The sequence below is a fragment of the Streptomyces sp. NPDC001515 genome, assembly GCF_053597115.1.
Genome location: NZ_JBSFHN010000022.1, coordinates 131959 through 154697 on the forward strand (window position 1 = coordinate 131959; position 22739 = coordinate 154697).

At 72.1% G+C, this 22739-nt stretch carries 21 protein-coding genes and 2 rRNA genes; 15 read left to right on the plus strand and 8 right to left on the minus strand.

Features of this window, described 5'->3' with window-relative positions; all coding sequences use genetic code 11:
• Positions 1-7: 7 nt before the first annotated feature.
• From ACWCXC_RS23660 to ACWCXC_RS23670, 3 genes are all read right to left on the minus strand, one after another.
• Positions 8-1075, minus strand: a complete 1068-nt coding sequence (locus ACWCXC_RS23660; protein WP_450890462.1) for a hypothetical protein — start codon at positions 1073-1075, stop codon at positions 8-10.
• A 99-nt stretch (positions 1076-1174) separates the two neighbouring features.
• Positions 1175-1708 carry a TetR/AcrR family transcriptional regulator gene (locus ACWCXC_RS23665; RefSeq protein ID WP_450685196.1) on the minus strand — a complete coding sequence of 178 codons (534 nt, stop codon included), beginning with the start codon at positions 1706-1708 and terminating at the stop codon, positions 1175-1177.
• A gap of 22 nt (positions 1709-1730) precedes the next feature.
• Complete coding sequence (locus tag ACWCXC_RS23670) at positions 1731-2567, minus strand: alpha/beta fold hydrolase (RefSeq protein WP_450890463.1); 837 nt, start codon at positions 2565-2567, stop codon at positions 1731-1733.
• A 154-nt stretch (positions 2568-2721) separates the two neighbouring features.
• On the opposite strand from ACWCXC_RS23670, the gene ACWCXC_RS23675 reads away from it, so the two are divergent.
• A complete protein-coding gene (locus ACWCXC_RS23675; protein WP_450685586.1) occupies positions 2722-3156 on the plus strand; it encodes a DUF6892 domain-containing protein in 435 nt (144 codons plus the stop codon).
• Positions 3157-3283: 127 nt separating this feature from the next.
• Here ACWCXC_RS23675 and ACWCXC_RS23680 read toward each other — a convergent pair whose 3' ends face one another.
• Both ACWCXC_RS23680 and ACWCXC_RS23685 read right to left on the minus strand, forming a co-directional pair.
• Positions 3284-4270, minus strand: coding sequence for a helix-turn-helix domain-containing protein (locus tag ACWCXC_RS23680; RefSeq protein WP_450890477.1), 987 nt, complete (start codon positions 4268-4270; stop codon positions 3284-3286).
• 43 nt (positions 4271-4313) lie between these two features.
• Complete coding sequence (locus ACWCXC_RS23685; RefSeq protein WP_450890464.1) at positions 4314-5090, minus strand: helix-turn-helix domain-containing protein; 777 nt, start codon at positions 5088-5090, stop codon at positions 4314-4316.
• A gap of 360 nt (positions 5091-5450) precedes the next feature.
• Here ACWCXC_RS23685 and ACWCXC_RS23690 point away from each other — a divergent pair, with 360 nt between their 5' ends.
• The 10 genes from ACWCXC_RS23690 (at position 5451) to ACWCXC_RS23735 (ending at position 17720) form a co-directional block, all read left to right on the plus strand.
• Complete coding sequence (locus tag ACWCXC_RS23690) at positions 5451-7844, plus strand: glycoside hydrolase domain-containing protein (RefSeq protein ID WP_450890465.1); 2394 nt, start codon at positions 5451-5453, stop codon at positions 7842-7844.
• Positions 7841-8560 (plus strand): hypothetical protein, encoded by a 720-nt coding sequence (locus ACWCXC_RS23695; protein WP_450890466.1) that lies wholly within the window; start codon positions 7841-7843, stop codon positions 8558-8560. Before ACWCXC_RS23690 ends, ACWCXC_RS23695 begins: the two co-directional genes overlap by 4 nt.
• An 88-nt stretch (positions 8561-8648) precedes the next feature.
• Positions 8649-9098 carry a peptidoglycan-binding domain-containing protein gene (locus ACWCXC_RS23700; protein ID WP_450685590.1) on the plus strand — a complete coding sequence of 150 codons (450 nt, stop codon included), beginning with the start codon at positions 8649-8651 and terminating at the stop codon, positions 9096-9098.
• Positions 9099-9486: 388 nt separating this feature from the next.
• Positions 9487-10143 (plus strand): DUF402 domain-containing protein, encoded by a 657-nt coding sequence (locus tag ACWCXC_RS23705; RefSeq protein ID WP_450890478.1) that lies wholly within the window; start codon positions 9487-9489, stop codon positions 10141-10143.
• Between the two features lie 288 nt (positions 10144-10431).
• Positions 10432-10740 carry a hypothetical protein gene (locus ACWCXC_RS23710; protein WP_018101695.1) on the plus strand — a complete coding sequence of 103 codons (309 nt, stop codon included), beginning with the start codon at positions 10432-10434 and terminating at the stop codon, positions 10738-10740.
• Between the two features lie 196 nt (positions 10741-10936).
• The gene (locus ACWCXC_RS23715) at positions 10937-11794 is read left to right on the plus strand and encodes a hypothetical protein (protein WP_450890467.1); all 858 of its coding nucleotides are present in this window, start codon (positions 10937-10939) and stop codon (positions 11792-11794) included.
• A gap of 61 nt (positions 11795-11855) precedes the next feature.
• Entirely contained in the window at positions 11856-13136 is a 1281-nt protein-coding gene (locus tag ACWCXC_RS23720) for a hypothetical protein (RefSeq protein WP_450890468.1), read from the plus strand.
• Positions 13133-14683 (plus strand): SCO6880 family protein, encoded by a 1551-nt coding sequence (locus ACWCXC_RS23725; protein WP_450685593.1) that lies wholly within the window; start codon positions 13133-13135, stop codon positions 14681-14683. The genes ACWCXC_RS23720 and ACWCXC_RS23725 overlap by 4 nt, the downstream gene beginning before the upstream one ends.
• A 39-nt stretch (positions 14684-14722) precedes the next feature.
• Complete coding sequence (locus ACWCXC_RS23730) at positions 14723-16141, plus strand: ATP-binding protein (protein ID WP_450890469.1); 1419 nt, start codon at positions 14723-14725, stop codon at positions 16139-16141.
• Position 16142: 1 nt separating this feature from the next.
• Positions 16143-17720, plus strand: coding sequence for a type VI secretion protein (locus ACWCXC_RS23735; protein ID WP_450890470.1), 1578 nt, complete (start codon positions 16143-16145; stop codon positions 17718-17720).
• Positions 17721-17733: 13 nt separating this feature from the next.
• Here the strand turns inward: ACWCXC_RS23735 and ACWCXC_RS23740 are convergent, their stop codons facing one another.
• Positions 17734-18291, minus strand: a complete 558-nt coding sequence (locus ACWCXC_RS23740; RefSeq protein WP_450685596.1) for a GNAT family N-acetyltransferase — start codon at positions 18289-18291, stop codon at positions 17734-17736.
• A 169-nt stretch (positions 18292-18460) separates the two neighbouring features.
• On the opposite strand from ACWCXC_RS23740, the gene ACWCXC_RS23745 reads away from it, so the two are divergent.
• The 4 genes from ACWCXC_RS23745 (at position 18461) to ACWCXC_RS23760 (ending at position 22255) form a co-directional block, all read left to right on the plus strand.
• Positions 18461-19411, plus strand: coding sequence for an ATP-binding cassette domain-containing protein (locus ACWCXC_RS23745; RefSeq protein WP_450890471.1), 951 nt, complete (start codon positions 18461-18463; stop codon positions 19409-19411).
• Positions 19408-20217, plus strand: a complete 810-nt coding sequence (locus ACWCXC_RS23750; RefSeq protein ID WP_450890472.1) for an ABC transporter permease — start codon at positions 19408-19410, stop codon at positions 20215-20217. The genes ACWCXC_RS23745 and ACWCXC_RS23750 overlap by 4 nt, the downstream gene beginning before the upstream one ends.
• A gap of 80 nt (positions 20218-20297) precedes the next feature.
• Positions 20298-21593, plus strand: a complete 1296-nt coding sequence (locus tag ACWCXC_RS23755) for a sensor histidine kinase (protein WP_450890479.1) — start codon at positions 20298-20300, stop codon at positions 21591-21593.
• Positions 21590-22255 (plus strand): response regulator, encoded by a 666-nt coding sequence (locus tag ACWCXC_RS23760; protein WP_450890473.1) that lies wholly within the window; start codon positions 21590-21592, stop codon positions 22253-22255. Before ACWCXC_RS23755 ends, ACWCXC_RS23760 begins: the two co-directional genes overlap by 4 nt.
• A 90-nt stretch (positions 22256-22345) precedes the next feature.
• Here the strand turns inward: ACWCXC_RS23760 and rrf are convergent.
• Both rrf and ACWCXC_RS23770 read right to left on the minus strand, forming a co-directional pair.
• A 5S ribosomal RNA gene (gene rrf, locus ACWCXC_RS23765) occupies positions 22346-22462 on the minus strand.
• Between the two features lie 79 nt (positions 22463-22541).
• Positions 22542-22739: ribosomal RNA gene (locus ACWCXC_RS23770) — 23S ribosomal RNA — on the minus strand; the annotation flags it as partial.

Consider the following 22739-nt stretch of genomic DNA (forward strand, 5'->3'; position numbering starts at 1 on the left):
GTGCCGATCATGCCCCGGCGGGCAGGGTCGTACGGGCGAACCACGCGCCGGCCTCCTCGGCGGGGAGGACGCGGCTGAGCGCGGCCGTTCCCGGAAGGTGCGGGAAGAAGCGGTCGGCGTTCCAGCTGCGGGTGTAGGCGGGGGTGTCGAGGACGAGGAGGCGGCGGTCCCCGACCACCGGGATGTCCTCGGGGAGCCCCTCGTTCCAGATGCGTTCGCCGTCCGGGGCGAGGAGTTCGAAGCTGCCGGTCGCGACGGCGTCGCTGCGCCCCTCGGCGGGCGCGGGGTCGGTCGCCAGGCGGACGCTCTCCGCCGAGGGCGCGGTGCCGGGCAGGTGGCCGCCGCCGATCAGGACGTGGGCGAGCAGGGTGTGCAGCTGGAAGTTGTCCCCGATGCCGCCGATCCGCACCTCGAACCCGGCGCCCGTGGGCCGGTGGAGGACGATGAGCGGTTCGTCGTCGAGGACGGCCGCCGCGTAGGACAGGCATTTGAGGTCGTGGCACTCCAGGGCCTCCACCGCCCGGGACTCGGGGAGCAGCGCGGCCCCGTACCGCCTGCGGACCTCGGTGCTGCGGCAGAGCACGGCGAGGGCGGGCGGCTGCCAGGTGTCGAGCGAGCACCAGGCCAGCGCGAGGCGGGTCGCCTCGTACGGGTCGTCGTCCAGGCGGGCGAGGAGCGCGTCGTCGATGATCTTCTGGTCCGGTTCGGGCAGCGCCTCCCCGGCCGGGCCGCCCGCGTTCCAGCGGCGGGCGAACTCAAGGGCGTCCCGCAGGTCCTTGCGTACGCCGTCGATGACCGGTTCCGCACAGGCCACGGGGTCGGCACCGCGTTCGACGCAGTAGCCGGCCGCCATCGCCAGCACGGGGCGGGGGCCGGTGGGCGGGAAGGCGGGTATCAGGGCCGCCAGCCGGGGACCGGCGTCGGCGCACTCGGCGTCGGAGGCCGACTGGACCGTGTTCAGCACGGCGTTGAAGGCCTGTCCGGTCCGGTCGCCGTCGCGGAGCGAGACGGCCTCCTCCAGCTCGGACAGCAGGTCGGTGAGGCGCGAAACCCGGGGCTTCCTGTTGAAGATCACCGGCACACCTTAGGGCCGAGATGCACGGACCGTCACGGGTTCGGGTGAACCAGGGGCGAGGGAAGGTCCCTTCCCCGGCACCCCGCCGCACACCACTCCTCAGAGCCTCCGCAGCCCGTGGTCCATGAAGGTGATCATCCAGTCGAAGCTCTCGTCGACGTCCGTGCTCCAGCGGAAGCCGCCGGCCGCCTGGAGGGTGGCGAAGCCGTGGAACTGGCTGCGGAGCATGCGCAGGGCGTGGGGCATCTGAGAATCCGCGATCTCGTAACCGCGCAGGACGGCGGAGAACACGGCGAGCAGACTCCGGCTTCCGGCGGCGAGCGGGTCGTCCGGGCCGGTGGGCGCCAGGCCGAGGGCGGCGGCGTACCGGCCGGGGTGCTCGACGACGAAGGCGCGGAACGCACGCGCGGCGGCGGCGAGGGCGTCGCGGCCCGCGTACCCCTGGACGGCCCCGCCGACCGTCTCGGCGGCCTCCTCCAGGGCCAGGGCCGCGATGCGGCGGTTGAGGTCCTCCTGGTTGGCCACGTGCTTGTACAGGGACGGCGCGCGTACGCCGAGCCGCTGGGCCAGGGAGCCCATCGTCAGGTTTCCCGGGCCCACCTCGTCGGCGAGGGCCGCACCCGCCGCGACCACGGAGGCCGTGTCGAGGCCGGCCCTAGGCACGGACGGCGTCCGATGCGAGGAAAGCGAGCATGAGCGAAACCACCTGGTCGGGGAACTGGTCGTGGGGGTAGTGCCCGGCGCCCTCGATCATGTCGAGGCGGGCGAGACCGGCCGGCAGGGCGTCGACGACGGCCGTGCCCTCCGCGTGCGGGTCGGCCCAGTCGGGGTCGAGCGTACCCATCACGACCAGGACCGGGCAGCGGACGTCGGACAGCCGCTCGCCCGCGTCCGTCGGCGCGGAACGGCCCATGCCCTGGAACGCCTTCATCCGGGCGGGCTCGCTCAGCATCGCCCCGATCCCGTCGAGCCGCGCCTCCCAGCCGGCCGGCTTCGCCCCGGGGTAGGCGACGTCCAGATAGCCGCGCCACAGCCGGAGGCTGCCGAACATCACCGCGCCGAGCAGCCGCGTCATCCCGCGCCGCAGCCGCCCGACCCGCAGGTCACTCAGCCGGAACGACTGCTTCCGGGTGAACGGCGCCAGCTCCACGACCGCGCTGACCAGGGCGGGTTCTTGGGCGGCGGCGATCGTGGCCGCCCCTCCGGAGATCGAGTGGCCGACGAGGACCGCCGGCCCGCCCAGGTGGCGTACGAGCGCGATCAGGTCACCGGCGATGGCCGTGCGGCTCCAGTCCGACCAGGCGGTGCCGGACTCGCCGCAGCCGCGCAGGTCGACCGCCGCCACCCGGTAGCCCGCCGCCACCAGCGCCGGCACCACCGACCGGTACGCGACGCGGCTGTCGCCCATGCCGTGCGCCAGAACGATCAGCGGACCGGCCCCGGCGACCTCGTACGCGATGGTGCCGCCGTCGACGGTGAGGTACTCGGTCATCACAACCCCCTGTTTGACGTGACCGTCCGGCCGGTCCACCTGCTCACCGACCAGTGGCTAACTGGAATAGCTAAAAGCTAATGGTGATAGCCAACGGTGTCAACCACACACGCACGAGGGCTCGCTGTCGGACCCGGCCGTTACGCTCGGCCGCATGACGACCTTCCGCGACTTCAACTTCAAGCTGCTCGTCATCGAGCGCCTCATGTACGCCACCGATGCGCTCACCCCGGCCTTCCGGATCGCCGACCGCCTGAAGGAGAAGGGGATCAACGACCCCCAGGGGTACGCGTACGCCAACGGCCTCGCACACACCGTGCTCCCCGAGGCGCGCGCGTACTTCGAGGCGCTGGAGATCAGTCCGGAGCTGCTCGCGACGGTCGACACGCTCGACGTCGACGGCGGGCTCCGGGTGTACCAGGAGTGCTCACCGGTCTGGGACGGCGAGGACGACCTCTACGACATCGCGTCCCTGGACGACCTGGACCTGCTGCCGCATCTGCGCATGATCGGCGGCATCGAGAACTGCAGCATAGGCGCGTCGTTCGACACCGCCGTCCTGACCGCGCGGGGCATCGACTTCGACTGACTTCGACGGAGGGGTGCCGCGCGGGGCATCGCCTACGACCGAGGCGCGCCGCCCGGCCGGGGTCCCGGCCCCGGCCCGCCACCGGACCGGACGGGGCTGTGTCCGGCGGTCCCGGCGGAGGCGGTGGTCAGCCGTGGTCCGAGGCGGTGAAGCAGTGCCGCGTCCTGTCCCGGACCAGACAGGCCCGTACGCGGGTCAGCAGATCGCCGGCCGCGGCGGCCATCGGCGTGGAGATCGAGGCCGAGGCGTCGAACCGGTCCCGGACGACGGTCCGCTGCGTCCGCCCGCCCGGGACCAGCACCTCCACCACGTCGCCCTCCGTCCCCCGGTCGATGCGGGCCCAGACCGTCTCGCACACGGCGGAGTGCCGGACCTTCACCACGGTTCCGTCGAGCCGCTGTTCCCCGAGGGTCGTCGGCGGCTCCGCGAAGTTGGAGCACTCCAGGTCCTCGGCGTCCTTGCCCGTGCAGCCGGGTCCGTGGCAGCCGGGCCCCACGGCCGACGCCGTCGTCGCGGGCCGCGCGCCCCCGGCCGGGCCCGGCTCCGCCGACGGACCGGGGCGGAGCAGCACCGTGAGCGTCGTGGCGACCACGACCAGCGCCACCGCGCCCAGCACCCACGGATACGCCCGACGCCCGGACCACCACCGGGCACCGCCCTCCGCACCGCTCCCGGCCCCCGGGACCGGCACCGCCCTGTCCGAAGCCCTGCCGTCCGAGGCTGCCCTGCCGTCCGACTTCCTGCCGTCCGAGGCTGCCCTGCCGTCCGACTTCCTGCCGTCCGGGGCCGTCACGCCTGACGCTGCTCCGTCAGCACCCGCCCCCTCCGACGCAACCGCCCCGGCCTCGCCCGCCCGGCCGCTCCACGCCGTCTCGGCCAACTCCCACTGGGCGAGCGCGCGCCGGGGATCCGCCCCGGCCAGAACGCACAACCGCTCGACCGCCTGACGGGGCGGCAGCGTACGGCCGTTGAGGTAGCGCTCCCACGACGACTTGCTGTACGGGGACTTGGCGGCGAGCGCCACCAGACTGAGGCCCGTCTCCGCGCGCAGCTCCCGCAGGGTCCGGCACAGCGCCGCCCACTCCGGCGGCAGCGCCCGCCCGGCCGCCGTCACCGGCAACCGGCCTTCCACCCACCCGACGCGCCCACGAGCCGGGTCATTTGCGCAAAACCTTCCAGGTGTCCGGGCCGATGATCCCGTCCACCGCGATCCCGGCCCGGTCCTGGAGGCGGCGCACCGCGCGGTCGGTGTTGCTGCCGAAGGCACCGTCCACCCCGCCGGGCGGCGTCCCCCGGTGTTCCAGGAGGCACTGCGCCTCCACGACCGACCAGCGCGAGGCGTCGCGCTGAAGCTGCTCGGAGCGCGTACGGCTGTAGCCCGCGTACAGCAGACCGTCCTCCGCGTCCCGCGCGACCTGGCACTCGTACGTCGTCCCGGCCTTGTACGTGAACGTCCCGAAGCTCGGATGCACCGCACCGGCCTGCGGGCGGGCGTCGGCGGCCCCCGCCGTACGGCCGCCCGATCCCTCCCACGGCGCGAGGAGCATCAGCCCGAGGAGCATCACCAGGGCCGTGGTCGCGCTGGACAGCACCATCGCGGCCCACGGGACGCGCTGCCGTGGCCCGGCCCCGGCCTCCGGAGCCGCGGAACCGCCCTCGTCCGCCTCCTCACGCGGGGCGGCGGCGGCGAGTTCACGCAGCTCCAGCAGCGGGGCCGGCTCCGTCCCACAGACCTGGGCCAGCGCTTGGACGGCCTCCTGAGGAGGCACCGCGCGCCCGTTCAGATAGCGGTCCCAGGACGACTTCCCGAAGCCGGTGCGCGCCGCGAGGGCGGCGATGCTCAGCCCCCGGCGGTCCTTGTGCCCGCGCATCAGCACGACCAGCTCCCGCAGATACGGATCGAGCGAATCCGGCAGACCCTTCCACCGCGCCATGGTTCCCCCACCTGTGCGTCCGGCTGCGCCGGGCGTCAGCATGCCAGAACACCGGCCCCGGTGCGCCCCCATCCCGCGCCCATCCCGCGCCGACCCCAGCCGGGACGCGATCACCGCAGGTCAGCGGCGTCCTGTCCCGTGATCACCCCACCTCCTCGGCAGCGCTGGCGCCCGCCGGGCGGGACGGCGGATGCTCGGTGCGGCACGAGCGGCGGGGGCCGGATCCCCACCGCGTCCACCGTGCCCGCGGCCGGACCGGGGTCTTCGGGGGAGCCCCGGTCCGGCCGCCCGCCCGGCCCGCACCCGCGCCCCGGCCCTCCCTCCCCCGGCCCGCACCGACCGACCTCCAGGAGAGGAACGATGACCGACCCGAATGTGCTCGCGGCGCAGAAATGGGTGAACGCGACCTACGCCGGCGTGGACGGATACCTCGACTGCGACGAGGACGGCAGCACCGGCTGGGGCACCGTCCTCAGCCTCACCCAGGCCCTCCAGCACGAACTCGGCATCTCACCCGTCGTCCAGAACTTCGGCCCCGGCACATACGCCAAGGTCAAGGCCCGCGACCTGCGCCCCGACGCCGAGACCAACAAGAACATCCTCCGCGTCTACAACTACGCGCTGTGGTGCAAGGGGTACTACGGCTCGGCCACGCCCGACACCTGGGACGCCACCGCCCGGAACTCGCTCGGCGAGCTGTGGGCCGGCATGGGCTGCCCGCCCGAGATCCCGATCGGCACCGAGATGTGGCCCCGGGTGGTCCAGGCACTCCTGCGCATGGACCAGTTCCGCCTGGTGACCGGCGGAAGCACCCTCGTCCAGGGCATCCAGCGACGCCTGAACTACCAGTACGTCCTCCGCGCCGGCATCCCCGCCATGCGGCTCGTCCCCTGCGACGGCGTGTACTCGCGGGACGTCCAGCAGGGCCTGATGATGGCCATCCAGTACGAGATCGGCATCGCGCCCGGCAGCATCACCGGCAACTTCGGCGACGGCACGGTCGCCGGCCTCAAGAGCCATCCGGTCGCCCCCACGGACCTCGGCACCCCGCTGGGCTACCTCTTCAAGGCCGCCTGCCTGTTCAACTCGCCGACGTACGACGAGGACTTCGGCGAGTACCCGTACAGCTTCGACTTCACCGCGTCGGAGCACGGGGAGTGGCTGCGCACCTTCAAGGCGTTCTCCCAGCTGCCGCAGCCGGCCACCACCACCGGCGACTACCCGACGTGGGCGCAGCTCCTGGTCTCCACCGGCGACCCGTACCGGGCCGCCACCGCCTGCGACGGCATCACGACCGTCACCCCCGCCCGTGGCCAGGCCCTGCACGCCGCCGGATACCGCCTCGTCGGCCGCTACCTGGACGAGAAGCTGAAGGAAGGCGACAACGGCTGGCTCGACAAGGTCATCAAACCCGGCGAACTCCGGACCATCTTCGACGCCGGACTGCGGGTCTTCCCGATCTCGCAGTACTACGGCGGCTCGGCGAGCGAATTCACCTACGAACGCGGCCTGGCGGACGGCTACAACGCCTACCGCAAGGCCAAGGGCTTCGGCTTCAACCGCGGGACCTGCATTTACTTCGCCGTCGACTACGACGCCATCGGCAGCGAGATCAACCAGTACATCGTCCCGTACTTCAAAGGGGTGCGCTCGATCCTCGCCCAGCACGGCAGCTACTACCAGTTCGGCGTGTACGGCTCACGGAACGTGTGCGAGCAGGTGTCCCGCAACACCGGGGCGCGCTGGTCGTTCGTCAGCGGCATGTCCTGGGGGTTCTCCGGGAACCTCGGCTATCCGCTCCCGCGCAACTGGTCGGTCAACCAGATCCGCGAGTACGACTTCGACGGCGACGGCGTGCGCGACCTCGACCACGACGTCTGGCGGCCGACCACCGACCCCGGCTCCGGGTCGGTGAACGACCCGGCACCGGGCCTCGACGCCCTGGTCGCGGGCCTCCAGCAGCTGGAGGCGGCGGCCGACTCCTACGCCAACCCCGACGGCAAGAGCCGCAACCGCCTGGTCACGGACTTCTTCCGGTACGGGCCCTACGACAACCTGGCGTGGAACGTGCTGCTGGGCCTGATCGATCCGGACTGGATCGACCACGTGCGGGCCCGGTCCCTCTCCATCGGCGACTTCCGCGAACTGGCCGACCCGGTCACCCAGGCGCGCATCGGCACCCAGCACCTCATGGCCTCCACCGCCGGTTTCCTGCGCCACGCGTTCTCCACCGCCGAGGCGAGCCTCGCCGACAGCGCCGGATGGGGCGGCGACCTGGTGACCTTCTACGTCGAATGGCGCCGCGCCCGGGACGCGTACCCCACCGGCCTGGCGTTCTGCCAGGACCGGCTGGCCCGCACCGATGTGGACTCCACCTTCGGATACGGCGACTTCATCGAGGACGCGGACGCGTTCAACCTCAGCCGCCGGCTGGCGGCCGGACAGCGGCCGTCGGAGGCCGTGTCGGAGTACTACGGCCGGCTGGCGGCCGGGGAGATCAACGCGGACGCGCGGTGGCGCGGCTTCTACACCAACCGCTTCGGCGCCGACCACGCGACCGTCGAACGCCTCGCCAAGGGTGTGCTGACCGGCGACAACATCTGGCAGAGCGCCGGAAACCTCTACCAGTTGGAGGGCAGCCTCGACTCCGACCAACTGCCCACGTCCATCCCCGCGTCCGAGCTGAACTCCTTCCTCCTCGGATTCCGCTGGGCGCTCACCGACCGCGTCGACGCCGAAGGAGGCGCCTCATGACCCTCGACCGCCGCACACTCCTGACGGGTGCGGGCGCGACCGCCGCGCTCCTGGCCCTGCCGCACCCGGCGACGGCCGCACCCCGCACGGCTCCCACCGCGCCCGCCGCGCCCGTCCCGGACACGACGCCCTGGGACGCGGACCACAGCGCCAACGGCTGGCCCATCGACCCCGACGCCGTCGAGACCTTCGCCGTCGAGGGCTCCCCCGCCACCGTCGCGCTCCGCCCCGCCGCGGCCGCCGTCCTCCTGCACGTGGCACGCCGCTGGCACTACGAGGTGCTGCCGCTGCGCGGCACGGCGGACGTCCTGGGCCACACCACGGACCGCGCCGTCCGGGCCGCGTACGCCTCCAACCGCCTCTCCGGCACCGCGCTCGTGCTGCCCGGCGCGGCGGACGGCCTGTGGCCGCACCAGACCGCCGTCGTCCGCGACATCCTCGCCGACTGCGAGGGCACGGTGCGCTGGGGCCTCGATCTGGCGCCCGCCTCACCGGGCCACTTCCAGATCGACGTACAACCCGGCACCCGCACCCTCACCCGCCTCACCCGCGCCCTGGCCGACCGCTCGGGCCGCGCGGGCGGGCCACGCGCGGGGGCCCCGGAGGACCCGGCCGCCCCGGAACGCCGCAAGCAGGCCCGCCGCCTGGCCCAGTCCCAGACCCGGCCCCAGCCCCGGTCCCAGCCCCGTGGCCGGTCCTCGTACCGGGCCCGCTGAGGCCGCGCACCCCTTCCCGCCCCACCTCATCCCTGTCCCACCTCGCCCAACCCCACCGCACCGCACCACGATCCGAGGAGAACGCACCATGGCAAGGAACCCGATCACCCGCACGAAGGCCGCTCTCGCCGCCGGCGCCCTCGTATGCGCCGGCCTGGGGGGCACCCTCCTGACGGCGACGCCCGCGGCGGCCATCAGCTGGTGCAACTCGACCGTCACCGTCCGCGCCTCCTTCATCGAGTGGGCCGGCGAGGCGAAGATCCCCTCCTACGGCACCAACAAGACCTGCCAGATGAGCAAGGGCTCCAACAGCAACGCCGTATCGGCTCTCCAGCTGACCCTGAACAAGTGCTACGGCGAGAAGCTCAGCGTGGACCGTGAATTCGGCGAGAACACCCGCCTGGCCCTGATCCGCGCCCAGAAGAAGGCCGGCGTCGCCGCCGACGGCATCTACGGCCCGAACACCGCGCGCGCCCTCGGCTGGTACTTCAAGCCCGTCACCCCGGGCCCCGACGAGTGCAGCCGCGTCACGATCTAGGGTCCTCCGTCTGCACCACGCGGAGTCGCGGGGCCCGCCGACGACCGGCGGGCCCCGCGCCGCGCACGTGTTCCGGGGACCCCTCGCGGGCATGATCACATGCATGAAAGCCGACAAACAGGATGTCGCGAGCGGGGGCGCGCAACACGACGCCCGCGCGTCCCAGCACATAGCCGGCGGCGGTACGGCCCAGCACACAGCGGGCGGCAGCACATCCCCGCGCACAGCGGCCGGCGGTACGGCCCAGCACGCGGCCGGCGGCGATACGGCACAGCACACAGCGGGCAACGGCACGTCCCCGCACACAGCGGGCGGTGGCCCGTCCCGGCACACCACCGGTGGCGGTACCTCCGCGGGCGGCGCCCGCGAGGGCACCACGCCCTCCCCCCTGCCCGCCCCCGCGCACCGCCCGGGGCAGATCCTCCGCTGGAACTTCTTCATCGGCGGCCACCTCAGCACCTCCGTCCCCGTACGCCTCGTCGAACGCACGCCCGAGGGGCAGCTGGTGTGGATGGAGACCGGCACCCCGATGTGGCGTACGGCGCTGCCGCGCGGCACCCACCTGCGGGACATCGCCCCGCACGAACGCCCCGCCGGGGGGTATCCGGTCGTGGCCGGACGCTGGCCGATGGGCGACGCCCTCTTCTACCAGCCGACCGGTGCCGCGCACTCCGTCCTCTGGCTCTTCGGCCGCGGACGGAGGTTCCGCGGCTGGTACGTCAACCTCGAACACCGGGTCCACCACGGCGACGACATCGACATCGCCGACCACGAACTCGACCTCACCGTGGCGCCGGACCGGACCTGGCGCTGGAAGGACGAGGAGTCCTTCGCCGAGAAGACCGGACACCCCGCGTACTGGACCGCCGAGCAGGCGGTCGCCATCCGGGCCGAGGGGGCCCGCGTGGCCCGGCTCGCCGAGGCCGGAACCTTTCCCTTCGACGGCTCCTGGTGCGATTTCCGGCCCCCGCCCGCCTGGCGGACCCCTCCCCGCCCCCTGATCCCCCGTCACTCCCTCCTCCACGTCCCCGCGCAGGGCTCCTGACCGGTGCTCAGGCCCCGGTTCCCGTGGGCGCACGGGTCTCGGCCAGGGTGGCGCGAGGCCAGTCATTGCCCGGCGTCACCCCCCGTGATACACAGAGTAACCATACGTACATAGCCCACACATCGATTCGATCCGCAGGTCAGGACCGCCGGACCGGTCAGATGTGCGAGATCCGGATAAAGAGAGGCGACAAGTCGTCGTACGAGAGCAGTTTCATCAGCGAAGATAGAGGGTGACCCGCGCCATGCGGTGCGGGCTCCGAACTACCCAACAGGGGCGGTGACTTACATGATCCTGGCAGCGGAAAAGGGCGACATCACCACCATCATCGGCGGAATCGCCCCCAACTGGGGGCCGTTCGGGACCCTGGGCAACGAGGCCCGCGTGATGATCGAGGTCGTGATGGCGATCGCGATCCTGCTCTGCCTCGGCATCGCGGTCTGGGGCGCGGCCAAGCAGCGCATCGGAGCCACCGCGCTGCGCGACACGTTCAGCGCGGAACAGGGCAAGGGACTGATCGTCGCGGGCCTGACCGGTGTGTTCATCATCGGATCGCTGGGAACCTTGTTCACCATCGTCTACGGAATGGCGGTCTGACCGCCCCCCGGCCACCCCGGCTCGCCCGGCCGCTCCCACCCCACCGGCCCCCGTCCCCTCATCCGCCCGTCGTGCCCACCGGCAGAGGTTGCGTCTCCCTGATGTCGAGTCACCACACCGCGTCCACGCGGGAACCAGCACGGCTACCGTCGTACTACGGCATGGTCCAGGCAACGGTTGAGGGGGCGTACGCGGCATGAGTCACGACGACGGCTACGGCAGCGACTCGGGGCGTACCGACGACGGCTACAGCACCATCGGCGGCACCCGCCAGACCCGCACCCGCCTCCCCGACCGCGAGGGCGACCCCTACACCCCCCGCCGCCCCGCCCGGACCTCCCGCTCCCTCGTCACCGTCGTCGGCGTCATCGTCGTCCTCCTCGGCGCCATCGCCTTCGCCAACATGGGCGGCGACGACAACGACACCAACGGCGCCCCCAACACCAAGGACAAGAACGCCACCTCAACCCCGACCTCCCCGACCGGCACCAAGCCGGTGCCGGGGAGGAACGGGACGATCCCGTCGGGGTTCGCCCATGACGAACAGGGGGCGCAGAGCGCGGCGGCGAACTATGCCGCAGTCCTAGGGTCGGACGGCATGTTCAACGAGGCCAGACGCCACGAAATCGTCGAAGCCCTGGCCGATCCCGATACGAAAGCTGCGCTTCAAGAAGGCTTTGACGCCGACTATTCCCAGGGTTTCCTTGCACAGATCGGGCTCAATAGCGATGGCAGTGCCCCTTCGGGGTCGACCTTCGTCAACCGCACCCTGCCCGCGGGCACACAGATCAAGCAGTACACCTCCGAGGCCACAGAAGTAGAAGTCTGGTGCACGGGCCTGTTCGGACTCACGGGCGAGAAGTCCACAAAACCCGTCACCAGCGGTTGGTTCACGGTAACGATGAAGCTCAAGTGGGACGGAACAGACTGGAAGATCGTCGAGACAGGACAGAAGCAGGGCCCGACCCCCGTCACAGGCGACAACCCGGTATCCGGCTCAGACGAGATCGCCGACGCGGTGAACGGTTTCGGAGGGTTCACCTATGCTCGCTAACTTCCGGCTTCGCGCCAGAGCCCTTGCGGCGGCGATGGCAGCAATCCAGACAAGCGTGTTCATGTTCGCCAGTCGCGTGGCCGCTGCCCCCTCGCCCAGTCCAGAGCCGGGCAAAAGCAGTGACGCGTGCAGCCTTATTGCCGGCCCCGCACGTCAGTACTGCGAAGGCGACCCCGCCCCCAAGGCGAAGACCCCCAACAGCACCGACCCCGCCCTGGACCCCCTCACCTCCCTCGGCCGAGGCTGTGCCGACGCCGCCGCGTGGATCGTCGGGAAGCTCAGCGACGCGGTCAAGAGCACCGCGAACGTCGACTTCACGAACACCCGCTTCCTCCAGCAGTACGCGATCGTCTTCGCCGCCTCCACCGTGCTGACGCTCGTCCTCTGGCTCCTCGCCGTCGCCAAACGCGCCATCCGCGGCGTACCGCTCACCACCGCCCTGTCGGAAGCCATCGGCTTCCTGTGGCTCACGGTGCTCGCCTCGGCGTTCACCCCGCTGATCCTGTACACGATCGTGTCCGCCACCGACGGCGTCACGGAGGTCATCGCCTCCTCGTCCGGCGGCCAGACGGACGTGTTCTTCGGGTCCTTCGCCGAAGCGCTCAAGAAGGACTCCGACATCGGCGGCGGCCCGATCATGCTGATCGTCGTCTCCCTGGTGTCGATCCTCGCCGCCGGCATCCTCTGGCTGGAACTCGTGATCCGCGCCGCCCTGCTCTACGTCGGCGCCCTCCTCGGAACCGTCGTGTACGCCGGCCTCGTCGACAAGAACATGTGGGGACACGTACGCCGCTGGGCGGGCATCATGATCGCGGTGATCATGGTGAAACCGGTCATCGTCATCGTGCTCGGCCTGGCCGGCGCCCTGTCCTCCGGCGACGGCCCCGACGCCTTCTCCGCCGTCGTCTCCGGACTCGCCATCATCCTGCTGGCCATCTTCGCCTCCGGCATGATCTACCGCTTCGTCCCCGGCTTCGGCGACGAGATCCAGGGCGCCCGCACCAACCGCAAACAGGCCACCGACGGCTCCCAGGCCGCCGCCCTGATCAGCTCCCCCGCCGCCCTCGTCTCCCAGGGCATCAAGACCCACAGCAGCCGGGGCGGCCAGGACAGCGGCTCCGGCGGCTCCGGCGGCGCCCGCCCCGCCAACGCCGTCAGCGGCGGCGTCGCCGCACACAGCTCCCGCACCTCCGGGAGCGGGGTCGGCGGCGGATCTGTCCCCTCCGCCGCACCCCCGCCCCGCAGCGGTTCGGGCCCCACCTCCGGCACCCCGCACGGCAGCCGCGGCACCGGTGGACCAGGCAGTTCAGGTAACAAGAGCACAGGAGGTGGCGGGCGTTGAGCACGCAGGCCCAGCCCATCACGCCCCGCCGTACGTATCTCATCGGCCGCGCCCGGCCGAACGCGATCGTCGGCAAGAACCGCGAGACCGGCGAGATCGCGCTGATCATCGGCGGCGCGTTCCTCGGCATGATGAGCGGGCTCCTCATCCCCGTCCTCTCCCTGCGGATCGTGCTGCTCACCGGCTTCCCGCTGCTCGCCCTGGCGATCGTCTACGTCCCGTACAAGCACCGCACCTTCTACAAGTGGTTCGAGATCAACCGCAGCTTCAAGCGCACCCTGCGCAGCGGCACCACCTACCGCTCCGCCGCCATGGAGGCCGGCGTCCGCGCCGACGGGCGCGAGGTCGAGATCGGCCCGCCCCCCGGCATCGGCCGCATCAGCTGGCTCGCCGCCCCCTTCGGCCCGGACGAGATCGCCGTCCTGCTGCACGCCGACCGCCGCACCGTCACCGCCGCCATCGAGATCGAGGGCCCCGGCGTCGGCCTGCGCGACAGCGAGGACCAGGAAGCCCTCGTCGACCGGTTCGGCACCCTCCTCAAGCACGTCGCCAACGGCGACGGCTTCGTCACCCGCATCCAGATGCTCGCCCGCACCCTCCCCGCCGACCCCGACGCCCACGCCAAGGACGTCGCCCAGCGCGGCGACCCCACCTCCCCGGCCTGGCTCCAGGACTCCTACGACCAGCTCCAGTCCATGGTCTCCACCTCCAGCGAGCAGCACCGCGCCTACCTCGTCGCCTGCATGCACTACACCCGCGAGCTCGCCGCCGAGGCCCACGCCATGGCCCGCGCCGCCCGCCCCCAGGCCGGCCGCAAACTCGACCGCGACGCCGGCCTCGCCGTCGTCATGGCCCGCGAGCTCACCGACATCTGCGCCCGCCTCGCCGAGGCCGACATCCGCGTCCGCCAGCCGCTCGGCCAGAGCCGCCTGGCCTCCCTCGTGCACTCGATGTACGACCCCGACCACCCCATCGACCACATCCAGGCCATGACCAAGCGCAACGCCTGGCCCGCCGAACTCGACGCGCTCGAACCCACCTACCTCCAGGCCAAGACCCGCGAGTCCTCCACCCGCGCCCCCTGGTGCCACTCCACGGCCTGGGTGAAGGAGTGGCCGATGACCCCCGTCGGCGTCAACTTCCTCGCCCCGCTCCTCGTCCACACCCCCGACGTCATCCGCACGGTCGCGGTCTGCATGGATCTCGAACCCACCGAGGTCGCCATCGAACGGATGCTCACCGAGAAGACCAACGACGAGGCCGAGGCCAGCCGCCAGGCCAAGATGAACCGCACCGTCGACCCCCGCGACATCGCCGCCCACGGCCGACTCGACCAGCGGGGTGAAGATCTCGCCAGCGGCGCGGCCGGGGTGAACCTCGTGGGGTACATCACCGTGTCGTCGCGCTCCCCGGAATCCCTCGCCCGCGACAAGCGCACGATCCGCGCCTCGGCCGGCAAGTCCTACCTCAAGCTGGAGTGGTGCGACCGCGAGCACCACCGCGCGTTCGTCAACACCCTGCCGTTCGCCACCGGCATCCGCCGCTAACCGCCAGTCCGCGACACCGAGAGGGAGGTCAGTCACGCCATGCGAGATCCGCTGTCCGCGTTGTCGGACGCCTTTACCGCCTTTCTCTTCGGGAAGGTGGAGACGACCCGACTGCCCGTCCGCACCTCGACCGGACAGGCCCAGGCCGTCTATCTGCCCACCGCCGCGCCCGGACTCGGCGACTCCGGGGTGATCATCGGCCGCGAGGTCTACTCCGGCAAGGGCTACATCTACGACCCCTTCCAGCTGTACGGGCAGCAGCTCCCCGCCCCGCACTGGCTGGTGCTCGGCGAGTCCGGCAACGGCAAGTCGGCCCTGGAGAAGACGTACGTCCTGCGCCAACTGCGCTTCCGCGACCGCCAGGTCGTCGTCCTGGACGCCCAGGGCGAGGACGGCGTCGGCGAATGGAACCTGATCGCCCAGGAACTGGGCCTCACCCCCATCCGCCTCGACCCCACCTCCGCCCTCAACGGCGGCATCCGCCTCAACCCGCTCGACCCCTCCATCACCAGCACCGGCCAGCTCGCCCTGCTCCGCACCATCATCGAAGTCGCCATGGGCCACGGCCTCGACGAACGCTCCGGCTTCGCCCTCAAGGTCGCCCACGCCTACGTCAACGAGACGACGACCGACCGCCAGCCCGTCCTCATGGACATCGTCGAACAGCTCCGCCACCCGGAACCGGAATCCGCCGAGGCGATGAACGTCGACATAGACGACGTACGGGCCTGGGGCCTTGACGTCGCCCTCGTCCTGGACCGGCTCGTCGACGGCGACCTGCGCGGCATGTTCGACGGACCGACCTCCGCCGGCATCGACCTCGACGCCCCGCTGATCGTCTTCGACCTCTCCCACATCGACCGCAACTCGATCGCCATGCCGATCCTGATGGCGATCGTCGGCGTCTGGCTGGAGCACACCTGGATCAGGCCCGACCGGAAGAAGCGCATCTTCCTGGTCGAAGAGGCCTGGCACATCATCAACTCCCCGTTCGTCGCCCAGCTCTTCCAGCGCCTGCTGAAGTTCGGCCGACGCCTCGGACTCTCCTTCGTCGCCGTCGTCCACCACCTCAGCGACGTCGTCGACGGCGCCGCCGCACGGGAAGCCGCGGCCATCCTCAAGATGGCCTCCACCCGCACCATCTACGCCCAGAAGGCCGACGAGGCCAGAGCCACCGGCCGCGTCCTCGGCCTGCCCCGCTGGGCCGTCGAGATCATCCCCACGCTCACCCCCGGCATCGCCGTCTGGGACGTCAACGGGAACGTACAGGTCGTCAAACACCTGATCACCGAAGCCGAACGCCCCCTCGTCTTCACCGACCGCGCCATGACCGAGTCCTCCGCGACCGGCCTCCTCCCCGACGACGTACGCGCCGCCGAACTGGAGGCGGAGGAACGCGCGGCACGCATCGAGTACGGACAACGGCTCGACGAGTCGTCCGAGTCGACGGTGGCCTGACATGGCGGGTACGGGTCAGGGCCAGGGCGACGCACGCGGACGGAACGGCGGCAGCGGAGGAGGCATCCCCGACGGGCTCCTCGTCGGGCTGATCGCCTTCCTCCTCGGCCTCACGCTGCTCGCCTGGACGGCCACCGGACTGGCCGGGCTCCTCGCCCACGGCGGCTGGCCCACGGCCGTCACCCTCGCCGAGACCCCGCTCGCCATGCGCCGTCTGATCGCCGCCCCGCACGACCTCCCGGCCGCCTGGCCCGCCACCCCGCCCGGAGAACTCTCCGGGTACGGACTGTTCTGGGGCCTGTTCATCGGCGAACTGATGATCCTGGTCGTGCTCACCGTCTTCGCCATGGGCGTCCTCGCCCGCTGGCGCGTCGTCCGCGCCCGCCAGCGCGCGGAACGCCTGGAGCAGCGGCAGGAGCAGCGGCACGCACAGCGCCCTCAGGACCGGCACGCGTACGCGGACGAGACACCCCCGGCCCGTCCCGCGCCCTCCCCCACCGAAGCCGAAGCCCACCCGAACCCCCACCCCGAACCGGCCGCAGCACCCCTGGAGGCACCCGCGGCACCCGGGACACCCCCCGCGGACCCGCCCACCGCCCCCCTCGCCCAGGCCGCACCCGTCGCCCCCGCCGTCCCCGCCCCCCGCACCCCCCGCGTCGTCTACGGCCCCGCCGCCACCCGCCGGCCCACCGCCGTACAGACGATCCGCGAGGCGGACGGCCCCGTGCTCGTCGTCACCTCGGACCCCGGCGTCTGGGCCGAGACCAAGGACGCACGGGCCAAACTCGGCCCGGTCCTGGTCTACGACCCCGGCCACCTCTGCGACACCCCGGCCCGGCTCCACTGGTCCCCCACCACCGGCTGCGAACAGCCCGACCGCGCCGCCGCCCGCGCCGCCGCGCTCCTCGCCCCCGTACGCCCGCAGTCCCGCATCGACGCCGCCACGGCCGACACCGCGGAGACCCTGCTGCGCTGCTGGCTGCACGCCGCCGCGATCGACGGCCGCCCCTTCCGCCAGGTCCACCGCTGGGCCCTCGGCGGCAGCGGCCACGAACCGGTCCGGCTGCTGCGCACCCACCCCAAGGCGGCCTCCGGACTCGCCGGACTGCTGGAATCCGCGCTCACCGCCCACCCGGAGCGCCGCGACATGGCCCAGGAGCTGACCGTGAGGGCCCTCGGCGCCCTGGCCTCCGTCCACATCCGGGACGCCTGCACACCGAACCGGGCCGACACCCTCGCCCTGGAATCATTCATGGCCGAGGGGGGCAGCCTCTATGTGGTCGGCGAACCGATCGAGAACCCCCGCTCGGGCCCCGGAGCCATGCCCCTGCTCACGGCGCTCGCCGCAGACGTGGTCGAGCACGGCCGCCGCGTGGCCGCACGGTCATCCGCCGGCCGGCTCGACCCACCACTGACCCTCGTCCTCGACGACGTCGCCGCCGTCGCCCCGCTGCCCGCCCTGCCGGAACTCCTCACGGCCGGAGAGGAACAGGGCCTGCCCACCGTCGCCCTGCTGCGCTCCCCCGAGCAGGCCCGCGCCCGCTGGACGCAGCAGCTGCGCACCCCGACCACCCTCTGAGGCCGCGGCCCGGTCAGGGACGCGCGACGGCGTACTCCACCTCACGCGCCTGCGGATCGTTCGGCATCGGCACGCTCCTCCCGGTCGGCGCGAAGCCGAGCCTGCGGTACACCGCCGCCGCCCGCGCGTTGTCCTCGTGGACATAGAGCCGGACCCGTTCGACGGGCGCCCCGTCCAACGACCACGCCCACTCCGTCCCGGCCCGGAACAGCTCGTCGGCCACCCCGGAACCCCGCGCCTCGGGCCGCACGAACACCCCGACCACATGGGCCTGGTCGACCTCGGCCGCCTCACCGAACCGCACCTCGTCGTCCGGGCGCTCGATGAGCACGGTCACCGTCCCCGCCCAGCCGCCGTCCGGCGCCTCCGCGATGAACTGACGCACCCGGCCCTCGCCGTCCTCCGACGCGTTGCGCGTGCGGTCCCGCCAGAAGTCGTCGGCGGCCGACGCGGCGTTCTCGTACGTCTCCAGGAAGGCCAGATGGGCGACCGGATCCCGCAGCGCGGCCAGCCGAAGCTCTTTCGCCCGCTGCCACTCGTCGGCCCGCACGGCCCGTATCACGTAGTCCATGGTCCGATCCTGACCCGGGCGCGGCCACCCCCGCAATCGCATTCCCCGCAGGCCGGAGCCCTTCCCGCACCCCTCGGGCCCGTCCGTCGTACCCCGGTACTACGCCGCACCGCGCATCCCACCCACGGTCCGACGCCGGCACCCCCGCCCGCTCCCTAGCGTCGACCCCATGATCAGGGCATACGGACTCACCAAGCGGTACGGCGGCACCACCGTCGTCCAGGACCTCGACCTCACCGTGCGGCCCGGCACCGTCACCGGCTTCCTCGGCCCGAACGGCGCCGGCAAATCCACCACCATGCGCATGCTCCTCGGCCTGGACGCCCCCACCCGGGGCCGCTCCACCATCGGCGGACGCGTGTACGCCGCCCACAGCGCACCCCTCACCGAGGTCGGCGCCCTCCTGGAGGCCCGCTCGATCCACCCCGGGCGCACCGCCTTCCACCATCTGACGGCCCTCGCCCACACCCACGGCATCCCGCCGAGCCGCGTCGAGCACGTCCTCGACCTCGCCGGACTGACCTCCGTCGCGCACACCCGCGTCAAGGGCTTCTCCCTCGGCATGGGCCAGCGGCTCGGCATCGCCGCCGCCCTGCTCGGCGACCCGGCCACCCTGATCCTCGACGAACCGGTCAACGGTCTGGACCCCGAGGGCGTCCTCTGGATCCGCACCCTGCTCAAGTCCCTCGCCCGCCAGGGCCGCACGGTCCTCGTCTCCTCGCACCTGATGAGCGAGACGGCCCTCACCGCCGACCACCTCGTCATCATCGGACGCGGCCGCCTCCTCGCCGACACCACGGTCACCGACTTCGTCGCCACCGCGGGCGGCAGCGCCGTCAAGGTCGTCACCCCGAAGGCCGCCGCCCTCGCCGAGCTGCTGCGCGCCCCCGGCATCGAGATCAGCGGCGCCCCCGGCCGGAACGAGATCGAGGTACGCGGCACGGACGCCGCCCACATCGGCCGCCTCGCCGCCGCGCACGGCCTTCCGCTGTACGAGCTGACGCCGCGCACCGCCTCCCTGGAGCAGGCGTTCATGGACCTCACCCACGCCTCCGTCGACTACCGCGTCAGCACCCCCGGACCGACCACGGCACCCGAACCGACCGGAGCCCCCGCATGACCACCACCGTCCCCGCACCCGCGACCACCCGCCCCCCGTCGCCGTACGGCATCACCCCGGCCCGCGTCCTGCGCTCCGAATGGCACAAGCTGCGCACCCTGCGCTCGACCTGGATCACCCTCGGCTCGGCCGCCGCGCTCGTCCTGGCCGTCGGCGTCGTCATGGGCATCACGTACACCTCCGACGGCGGCGACTCGGACATCGACACCGTGGTCCTCGTGCTCTACGGCACCGTCCTGGCCAGTCTCTGCACCGTCGTCCTGGGCATCCTCGTCACCGCGGGCGAGTACTCCACCGGCATGATCCGCGCCTCGCTCACCGCCGTGCCCCGCCGCCTCCCGGTGCTGTGGGCGAAGGCCGCCGTGTTCGCCGCCGCGGTGTTCGCGGTCATGCTCGCCACGTCGCTGGTGACGTTCCCGGTCGCGCAGCTCTTCCTCCACGACACCGACCAGGCGGCCTCTCTGACCGATCCGGGGGTGCTGCGCGCCCTCGCCGGCAACGCGGCCGGGACCACGCTCCTCAGCCTGATCGCGCTCGGCCTCGGCGCCCTGCTCCGCTCGGTCCCGGGCGCGATCGGCGCCTTCATCGGGGGCGTAATGGTTCTGCCGGAGATCCTCACGATGCTCCCGTACGGCCCCGTCGAGACGGCCGTACGCTACTTCCCCACCCAGTCCGCCGGCGTACTCGGCTCCGCCACCTCGCTCCCCGGCGCCGCCTCCCCCGGCGGGGCCCTGCTCGCCCTGGTCCTCTGGGCCTCGGCGACACTGATCACGGCCGCGGTCCTCCTGCGGCGGCGCGACGCATGACACGGACGGGGGCCGGGCACGCGGTGGACGAGCGGACGAAGAACCGGCGGACGGGCCCTTCTCCGGCGACGGACCGGCGGATGCCGGGCGAGAGCACCGGGATCCCGCCCGCCGGCCCCCGCGCCGAGGAGCGGACCCCCGCCCCGGGCCCCCTCCCGCTCACCGGCCACCTCCAGCGCCTGATCCAGTGCGTCCGCGCCCACGACCGCGCCCGGCCCCTCGTCTGGGACGGCCTGCTGACCGCCTTCTGGGTGCTGTTCGCCGTCCTCGACGTGTCCAGCGGCGGCTGGCGCACGGTCGCCGCCGACCCGCACGTCTCCGGGCGCCTGGTGCTCGCGATGAGCGCGGCGTTCTCCGTGCCCCTGCTGTGGCGCCGCCGCCGGCCGCTGGCCGTCCTGCTGGCCATGGCCCCGGTCTCCCTGGTCAACGTGTGGACGGGGGCGATGATCCAGGCGTCGCTCCTCCAGGAGATCGTGGTCTTCACCATCGCGGTACGGCAGCCCCCGCGCGCCCTGGCCCAAGCGGGCGCAATCGTGCTCGCCCCGCTGGTGATCCGCTCGTTCCCCACCCCGGACCCGTGGAACCTGCTCTTCGCCCCGCACCTGTACGCGTTCGCCCTCGCGTCGCTCGCCGGCCTCGTCGTCCGCACCCGCAGGGAGTACACGGAGGCCCTCGTCGACCGCGCCGACCGGCTCGAACGCGAACGGGACCAGCAGGCCCGGCTCGCCGCCGCCGCCGAACGGGCCCGCATCGCCCGGGAGATGCACGACATCATCGGCCACAACCTGTCGGTGATCACGGGACTGGCGGACGGCGGTGCGTACGCGGCGGCCAAGAGCCCGGAACGCGCGGCCCAGGCCCTGGACGCCATCGGCACCACCAGCCGCCAGGCCCTCGCCGAACTCCGCCGCCTGCTCGGTGTCCTGCGCGATCCCCCCGCGGACGCCGACCGCGCCCCGCAACCCACTCTGGCCGACCTCGACGCCCTGCTGGCCCGCGTACGCGCCGCCGGACTCCCCGTACGCCTGCACCGCGACGGCACACCACCGGCTCTCCCGCCCACCGCGGGGCGGCAGCTGACGGTGTACCGGGTGGTCCAGGAGGCCCTGACGAACACCCTGAAGCACGCGGCCCCGGATCCGTCCCTGGCGGCGGAGGTCACCCTCGTCTACCGTTCCAGGGAACTGGAGGCCCTGATCTCGGACAACGGTGCGCCGAGAACGGGTGACGACGCCCCGCCCGGCTCCGGTCAGGGCATCACCGGCATGCGCGAACGCGCATCCCTGTACGACGGCACCCTCGAAGCGGGCCGGCCCGGCCCAGCCACCGGCTGGCGGGTACGGCTCCTCCTGCCCCTGGAGGATTCCCCCTCGTGACGACCGTGCTCATCGCGGACGACCAGCCCATGCAGCGCTTCGGATTCCGCATGCTGCTGGAGAGCCAGGACGACATGACGGTCGTCGGCGAGGCCGCCAACGGCCACGAAGCGCTCCAGCTCGTGGCCCGCCACCAGCCCGATGTCGTCCTCATGGACATCCGCATGCCGCTCCTCGACGGCATCGAGGCGACCCGCCGCATCATCAAGGCCGGTTCCCGTACGCGCGTCCTCATCGTCACCACGTTCGACCTCGACCGGTACGCGTACGACGGGCTGCGCGCGGGCGCCAGCGGCTTCCTCATCAAGGACGCGCTTCCGGAAGAGCTGCTGTCCGGGGTCAGGGCCGTGGCCAGCGGGGACGCCGTCGTCGCCCCGAGCCTGACCCGCCGGCTCCTCGACGCGTACGTCCAGCACCTGCCGGCCGCACCCGGTGCCCCGGCGGCCTCCGACCCTCGCCTCGCGAAACTCACCGACCGGGAGACGGAGATCCTCACCGTCATCGGCCAGGGCTGGACCAACTCGGAGATCGCCGAACGCCTCCATCTCGCCGAGTCCACGGTGAAGACGCACGTCTCCCGCATCCTCGCCAAGACCGGCGCCCGTGACCGCGTACAGGCGGTCATCCTGGCGTACGACACCCATCTGGTGACGGCGGGTTGAAGCGGGCCGGTACACCGGCGCTCCTGTACACCGCCCCTGAAACGCAGAAAAGCCCCGTGCCAATTGGCACGGGGCTTTCCCACAATGATTGTTCGGCGGCGTCCTACTCTCCCACAGGGTCCCCCCTGCAGTACCATCGGCGCTGAAAGGCTTAGCTTCCGGGTTCGGAATGTAACCGGGCGTTTCCCTAACGCAATGACCACCGAAACACTATGAAATTAACCAACACCGGAACTTGACACGGCTGTTCGTTATTTCAGAACTAACACAGTGGACGCGAGCAACTGAGGACAAGCCCTCGGCCTATTAGTACCAGTCAGCTCCACCCGTTACCGGGCTTCCACATCTGGCCTATCAACCCAGTCGTCTACTGGGAGCCTTAACCCCTCAAGGAGGTGGGAATACTCATCTCGAAGCAGGCTTCCCGCTTAGATGCTTTCAGCGGTTATCCTTTCCGAACGTAGCCAACCAGCCATGCCCTTGG